This window comes from Vibrio genomosp. F10 str. 9ZD137 (genome assembly GCF_049974785.1).
Taxonomy (GTDB): domain Bacteria; phylum Pseudomonadota; class Gammaproteobacteria; order Enterobacterales; family Vibrionaceae; genus Vibrio.
This window is the reverse complement of record NZ_JBNGCJ010000132.1, coordinates 1-4,684: the sequence shown is the minus strand read 5'-3', so window position 1 is coordinate 4,684 and position 4,684 is coordinate 1. Positions and strand designations below refer to the sequence as shown.

Annotated in this window: 4 protein-coding genes and 1 pseudogene; 2 read left to right on the top strand and 3 right to left on the bottom strand. The window is 43.6% G+C overall.

The window, feature by feature from the left end; all coding sequences use genetic code 11:
• The 3 genes from ACP45E_RS01565 to leuA form a co-directional block, all read right to left on the bottom strand.
• The coding region (locus ACP45E_RS01565; RefSeq protein ID WP_241824244.1) for an aconitase family protein at nt 1-594 on the bottom strand (594 nt) is incomplete at its 3' end.
• A gap of 105 nt (nt 595-699) precedes the next feature.
• The gene (gene leuB, locus ACP45E_RS01560) at nt 700-1,791 is read right to left on the bottom strand and encodes a 3-isopropylmalate dehydrogenase (RefSeq protein WP_017036547.1); all 1,092 of its coding nucleotides are present in this window, start codon (nt 1,789-1,791) and stop codon (nt 700-702) included.
• A gap of 86 nt (nt 1,792-1,877) precedes the next feature.
• Nucleotides 1,878-3,425 carry a 2-isopropylmalate synthase gene (leuA, locus tag ACP45E_RS01555; RefSeq protein WP_017036548.1) on the bottom strand — a complete coding sequence of 516 codons (1,548 nt, stop codon included), beginning with the start codon at nt 3,423-3,425 and terminating at the stop codon, nt 1,878-1,880.
• Nucleotides 3,426-3,856: 431 nt separating this feature from the next.
• Between leuA and ACP45E_RS01550 the strand changes: the two genes are divergently transcribed.
• Nucleotides 3,857-4,501 (top strand): TetR/AcrR family transcriptional regulator, encoded by a 645-nt coding sequence (locus tag ACP45E_RS01550; protein WP_017038110.1) that lies wholly within the window; start codon nt 3,857-3,859, stop codon nt 4,499-4,501.
• A 10-nt stretch (nt 4,502-4,511) separates the two neighbouring features.
• Nucleotides 4,512-4,684, top strand: a pseudogene (locus ACP45E_RS01545) (efflux RND transporter periplasmic adaptor subunit); the annotation flags it as partial.

Genomic DNA, 4,684 nt, shown 5'->3' with positions numbered 1-4,684 from the left:
GCCTGTCCCGCCTGCTGCGGTTGTTTTTCCGATGATAGCGAGAACAATATCTTTAGCCGTAATCCCCGCCGCTACTTTGCCTTTTACTTCGATTTTCATCGTTTTAGCACGAGCTTGCTTTAACGTTTGAGTTGCGAGAACGTGCTCTACTTCAGAGGTGCCGATACCAAATGCTAGTGAACCAAATGCGCCGTGAGTAGCAGTATGCGAGTCACCACAAACAATCGTCATGCCAGGTAGAGTAATGCCTAGCTCAGGCCCCATCACGTGCACGATACCTTGGTATTTATGGTTAAGGTCGTAGAGGGTAACACCGAAGTCTTCACAGTTTTTTGATAGCGTTTCCATCTGGATTTGCGCCATTTTCCCTGAGGCAGTGATGTCTTTGGTTGTTGTTGAAACGTTATGATCCATCGTGGCAAACGTCTTGCTGACTTGGCGAACTTTTCGTCCTTTTTCTCGCAAGCCGTCAAACGCTTGCGGGGAAGTCACTTCGTGAACCAGATGGCGGTCAATATAAAGGATAGGGTTTTCGCCTTCCGCTTCGACAGCTACGTGCGCGTCGTAGACTTTTTCATACAGTGTTTTAGACATTGTTGCTTCCTTTCCTTGTCGCCGTTGTCACTGTGTTATGCCCATAAATCAGAAAAGGTTCGAGTCATGGGCGTTAGCGTACTTAATTGACGACAGTCATTATTATTATGAATTTAAAATATATTCAGCGATCTTATCGCCCATTTCTGAGGTAGTCAGTGCTGGATTGTTGCCAGCAAGATCAGCGGTAAGTTCTCCTGCTGATAGTGCTTTAGAAACGGCGCTTTCAATATCTTGAGCCGCTTCTTCTTCGTTTAAGCTATAACGAAGCATTAACGCAGCAGATAAAATCTGAGCCACTGGGTTTGCAATGTTCTTACCAGCGATATCTGGAGCGCTTCCACCTGCAGGTTCATACAGACCAAATTGGCTTTCATTAAGACTAGCGGATGGCAACATGCCCATAGAGCCTGTAATCATTGCACACTCATCAGAAATGATGTCACCGAAAATGTTAGAGCAAAGCATCACGTCGAATTGAGAAGGATCTTTAATTAACTGCATGGTCGCGTTATCAATATAGATATGAGAAAGCTCGACATCTGGATAGTCTTTGGCAATCTCTTCTACCACTTCACGCCACAATATTGAGCTTTGCAGTACATTGGCTTTATCGACAGAGCATACTTTTTTGCCTCGTAGGCGAGCCGACTCAAAGGCAATTTTAGCAATGCGTTCGATTTCAAAACGGTGATAGATTTCAGTATCGAATGCTTTTTCGTTAGCGCCTTCGCCTTCACGGCCTTTAGGTTGCCCAAAGTAAATACCGCCAGTTAATTCACGAACCACGACAATATCAAACCCACGCTCAGAAATATCGGCGCGAAGCGGTGAGAAATTTTCTAGGCCCGTATGAATTTGAGCTGGACGTAAATTACAAAACAGTTGGAAGTGCTTACGTAGCGGGAGCAGTGCGCCACGCTCTGGTTGATCATTAGGCGGAAGGTGTTCCCATTTTGGGCCACCGACAGAGCCAAATAATACCGCGTCAGATTCTTCACAGCCTTTGATAGTTGTTTCTGGAAGTGGGCAGCCATGATTGTCAATCGCAATACCGCCGACATCGTATTCTTCACGAGAGAAGCTGATCGCGTGCTTCTTCTGAATAGCATCAAGTACTTTATGCGCTTGCTGCATGACTTCAGGGCCAATGCCATCACCGGGTAAAATTGCGATTTTGTAATTTTTGTCTGTCATGTTAATCCTTTAAATATATGATGTTTTTGGTTCACGCCTAATAAGGAGCTCTTATTCAGGCATGAACGCATTTATTCTGTTTGGGCTTATACCGTCGCGACTTTATTTTGTTTAATTTCAGCGATTTCATCGGCTCTATGAATGCTATTAATTACGTGCAGTAACGCTTGGCCTGATGCTTCGACGATATCAGTAGAAATACCGGTTCCGTGGTATTTCCTGCCTTTATAGTTGGCGATGATGTCAGCTTGACCTAAACCATCTTCCCCTTCACCTTTCGCGGTTAGGTCAAATTTATCTAGCACAATATCATAACCTGTAACTCGATAGATACACTGGTAAAGAGCGTCAACAGGGCCGTTACCAACCGCGGCTTCTGATGTCTCTTTATCGCCACAAAGCATCTTAATACTCGTTGTAGCCATGACACTGCCAGACTGAACACTTAGATAGTTCAACTTGAAGAAGTCGTCTTCTTCACGAAGGTTTGAGAAGTGGACCAATGCTTCCAAATCGTAATCAAAGACTTGGCCTTTGCGATCGGCCAATTTTAAGAAGTCTTCATACAAAGCATCTAGGCTGTATTCTTCGTCTTTATATCCCATAGAGTCCATGTGGTTCTTTACTGCCGCACGGCCACTTCGACTGGTAAGGTTTAATGCCTTGTTCTTCAGACCAATAGACTCAGGGGTCATGATTTCATAAGTGTTCTTATTCTTAATCATACCGTCTTGGTGAATACCTGAGGAGTGACTAAAGGCATTGGCGCCAACAATCGCTTTGTTGTCTTGTATCGGCATATTACAAAGTTGGCTAACCAGTTTGCTGGTGCGGTGAATTTCATCGTGTTTTAGGCCCGTATGAACACCTAGCAATTCCTCGCGAGTCTTGATGATCATGGCTATTTCTTCTAATGAGCAATTACCTGCACGCTCACCGATACCGTTAATGGTTCCCTCAACTTGGCGAGCACCCGCTTGGACAGCTGAAATTGAGTTGGCAACAGACATACCCAAGTCATCATGACAGTGTACCGATATGATTGCTTTATCAATATTAGGTACGCGGTTGAACAGTGTTTGAATAATGCCACCAAATTCATTCGGTACCGTGTAGCCAACCGTATCGGGAATATTAATGGTGTTTGCCCCTGCGTTGATCGCAGCTTCTACCATGCGGCAAAGGTCGTCAATCGGTGTTCGCCCTGCATCTTCACACGAAAACTCGACGTCATCGGTGTATTTACGAGCATGTTTAACCGCTTTTACCCCCATTTCAACGACGTCATCATAGCTACGACGCAATTTATCTTGCACGTGAATCGTCGAGGTTGAAATGAAAGTATGAATACGAAACGCTTCGGCCACTTTCAATGCTTCTGCTGCTGCATCTATGTCTTTTGCAACGGCTCTAGAAAGACCACAGATGCGGCTATTCTTGATGTGACGAGCGATGGTTTGAACAGATTCAAAATCACCCGGAGAGGACACAGGGAAACCAGCTTCTATCACATCAACACCAAGGCGTTCGAGTGCGTAAGCAATTTGCAGTTTCTCTTTAACGGTCAAACTTGCTGACAATGCTTGCTCACCATCACGTAACGTGGTGTCGAATATAATGACCTGATTACTCATATTTGCTTCCTTAGTGATTAGACGTCTTAGCGTCAGTTAATCGTTTACTTCCAGTCCATAACTACAAAAAAACCCGCATCTCAGTGCGGGCTTTTGGAATTCTTGTGTGGCTAATTTTCTTCCATGACCTACCCGCGCGATTGTTTCACGATAAGGAGGAGGTTGAGCAGGATAGAAAATTGCTTTGTCATTGTTAACTGCTTCCTATAGAGAGTTAAAGAAACCACAAAATTAAGTTAACAAATTAGTACCGCACTCCAGTTACAACGTCAACCATTAAGTTGATTTTTTACTCATATCGGATCAGTTAGCCACTGAAATTGCGAAGATCCATAAATTAATCAAATGATGAACTTGTGATTAATTATTAACCTATCGGTTGCGATTTTATCTGCCTATAATTAATCGGTTGATTAATATGTGGGATAACCATGAGCAATAGCGAGAGAAAAGTAGGGCGACCGCGTCAAGACACTGAGTCGAGAGATAAGCTTTTAGCGAGTGCGCAAGAATTATTCACGTTGATGTCTTATGACAAAGTGTCCACTCGAAAAATAGCGGATAAAGCCGGTGTCAATATTGCGATGATTCGCTACTACTTTGGCAATAAAGAAGGACTGTTTGAAGCGATGTTGCGTGATGCTTTATCACCGATGCGCCAGCAAATGAGCAAGCTGGTTAAAGACAGTACTCATAAAAATCTGATTGACCTGATGCGAACCTATTATCAGGTCATGATTAAAACCCCTAAGCTGCCTCGTTTAATCGTCCAAGTCATGAATATGCCCGCCAATGACTCTCAGCGCCAATTAGTCGAAAAAGTGTTTTTAGATATTACTCAACCAATGCAAGTAATTATCTTTGATAAGTTATTGTCTAGCGGGGTTATTCGCTCAGAAATGGATGCTAAACTGTGTCGGTTTTCCTACATCAGTTTAATGGTTTTTCCTTTTCTTGCGCCTCCTGCCATGCTTCGTTTACATGGTGTTGAACTGAATGCTGATTTCTTGTCTCAATTATTTGAGCACAATATAAAACTCATGACTCAGGGATTCCTAACCCCTGACGTTATATAAGGACATAAGAATGGCCGTAAATCGTAAGTTTTTGTTTATTCCTGCTGTCATCATTGGCGTTGTCGTGTTGGTCCTGGCGATTAAAATGAAGCCATCATTACCCGTTAAGCCAGCACAGGATCGTGCACGCTTAGTCGAAACGATACCGCTTCAATTAACGTCCATGGCGCCACTGGCTATAGG

Bases quoted from the DNA above. Each gene is read 5' to 3' on its own strand.
- ACP45E_RS01550 (WP_017038110.1), top strand. From the start codon at position 3,857: ATGAGCAATAGCGAGAGAAAAGTAGGGCGACCGCGTCAAGACACTGAG.
- leuA (WP_017036548.1), bottom strand. From the start codon at position 3,425: ATGAGTAATCAGGTCATTATATTCGACACCACGTTACGTGATGGTGAG.
- leuB (WP_017036547.1), bottom strand. From the start codon at position 1,791: ATGACAGACAAAAATTACAAAATCGCAATTTTACCCGGTGATGGCATT.